This is a genomic window from Kitasatospora sp. NPDC091257, from assembly GCF_044757675.1.
Classification (GTDB): domain Bacteria; phylum Actinomycetota; class Actinomycetes; order Streptomycetales; family Streptomycetaceae; genus Kitasatospora; species Kitasatospora lactacystinica.
Window position 1 is genome coordinate 1 of record NZ_JBIVVI010001437.1, and the last position, 2,032, is coordinate 2,032.

The window sequence follows — 2,032 nt, forward strand, 5'->3', positions numbered from 1 at the left end:
GGGCCGGCAGGGTGCTGGTCAGCGCGCCGATCGGGGTCTTGTCCAGGCCCGGGACGGTCGGGAGGGCGGCACGCTGCTGGGTGACGCCGGCCAGCGGGGTCTCCCCGGCCGGGACGGCCTTGCCCACGCTCGGGGCGAGGGTGCCCAGCGTCTCGGTCACCTTGCCGGTGGCGGGCAGCTTGGCGGCGGTGTCGGTGACCGCACCGGTCACCGCCGGGTTCGTCAGCGCGCCGGTGGGCAGCCCGAGGCCGCCGGCCGCCTGGCCGTCGGCCGCGGAGGCGGTACCGGCGCCGACCGCCGCGATGGCGATGCCGAGCGCCGCGGTGCCCGCGGCCTTGAGAGCCTGCTTCATGGTGGGTCCCCTTTGGGTCCTCGTCGGTGGCCGACTTCACGCACGGGACCGACGGACGGGCGACCGCCGCCGAGCCGTATCGGCAATGACGGGCACACCGTAGTGAGCCGGTCACCCGGGAGCCAAAGGGCGTTCACTCACCCGAGTGAGTAGTCGGATGAACGCCAACTCTCGTGCGGGAACACGGCGTTCATCCGACCCGGCGGGCCCGGGGCACCGCCCCGGCGGCTCAGTTGCCGCCGGCGCCCACGCTGAACAGCCACTCCGACTTCAGCTCGGCGTAGCCCGGCTTGATCACGTCGCTGATCATCGCCAGCCGCTCGTCGAAGGGCAGGAACGCGGACTTCATCGCGTTCACGGTGAACCACTCCAGGTCGCCCAGGGTGTAGCCGAAGGCCTCCACCACGTGGCCGAACTCCCGGCTCATACTGGTGCCGCTCATCAGCCGGTTGTCGGTGTTCACGGTGACCCGGAACTTCAGCCGGCTGAGCAGCCCGATCGGGTGCTCGGCGTACGAGGCCGCGGCGCCGGTCTGGATGTTGGAGGTCGGGCACATCTCCAGCGGGATGCGCTTGTCGCGCACGTACGCGGCCAGCCGGCCGAGCTCGACCGTGCCGTCCTCGCCGACCGTGATGTCGTCGACGATCCGCACGCCGTGGCCGAGCCGGTCGGCGCCGCAGCACTGCAGGGCCTCCCAGATCGACGGCAGGCCGAAGGCCTCGCCCGCGTGGATGGTGAAGTGGTTGTTCTCGCCCTTGAGGTAGTCGAAGGCGGCCTGGTGCCGGGTGGGCGGGTAGCCGGCCTCGGCACCGGCGATGTCGAAGCCGACGACGCCCGAGTCCCGGTGGCGGTTGGCCAGTTCGGCGATCTCCTGCGAGCGGGCGGCGTGCCGCATCGCGGTGATCAGGGTGCCGATGCGGATCCGGTGGCCGGCTGCGCGGGCGTTGGCCTCGCCGAGGCGGAAGCCCTCCTGGACGGCCTCGACGACCTCGTCGAGGCTCAGCCCGGCCTCCAGGTGCTGCTCGGGGGCGTAGCGGACCTCGGCGTACACGACGCCGTCGGCGGCCAGGTCCTCGGCGCAGTCCGCGGCGACCTTGATCAGCGCCTCACGGGTCTGCATCACGGCGCAGGTGTGCGCGAAGGTCTCCAGGTAGCGGACCAGCGAGCCGGAGTCCGCGGCCTCGCGGAACCACTCGCCGAGCTCCTTGGCGTCGGTGGTGGGCAGGCCCTGGTAGCCGCAGGCGGCGGCCAGCTCGACCACGGTCTCCGGGCGCAGCCCGCCGTCCAGGTGGTCGTGCAGGAGGACCTTCGGCGCGCGGCGGATCTGGTCGGCGGTGGGGATGCGCGGGCCGGTGCCCGCGGTGGTGACGGGGATCTGCTGTTCCATTGCGGAAATATAGCCCCTACGCGCGTAGACCGACCACCGCGAACACCACCGGATGGTCCAAACTCCACGCGGAATTCCACCGCCCGGTCCATACGATCCGCCAAAACGCCGGACCGCCGCCGAGCGGGCGTCAGTCGTGCTGCAACAGCCGCCCCCGCCGGGACAGCACGAAGTCCCGGAAGGTCCGCGCCGGCGGGGTCAGCGGCCGCCCCGCCGCCCAGGCCAGCCCGATCGCCCGGCGGGTGCGCGGCGCCGTCACCTCCAGCTCCACCACCCCCGGTCGCGGCACCAGG

General features: G+C 72.8%; 2 protein-coding genes and 1 pseudogene. All 3 read right to left on the reverse strand.

The window, feature by feature from the left end; translation table 11 throughout:
* On the reverse strand, positions 1 to 352 hold a 352-nt coding region (locus ACIQOV_RS39115), incomplete at its 3' end, for a hypothetical protein (RefSeq protein WP_401055620.1).
* Positions 353 to 581: 229 nt separating this feature from the next.
* Complete coding sequence (locus tag ACIQOV_RS39120) at positions 582 to 1,739, reverse strand: adenosine deaminase (RefSeq protein WP_387693233.1); 1,158 nt, start codon at positions 1,737 to 1,739, stop codon at positions 582 to 584.
* 130 nt (positions 1,740 to 1,869) lie between these two features.
* Positions 1,870 to 2,032: pseudogene (locus tag ACIQOV_RS39125) on the reverse strand (LysR family transcriptional regulator); the annotation flags it as partial.

What these genes read in the sequence shown, in the direction of transcription:
- ACIQOV_RS39120 (WP_387693233.1), bottom strand. Translation starts at nt 1,739, where the DNA reads ATGGAACAGCAGATCCCCGTCACCACCGCGGGCACCGGCCCGCGCATC.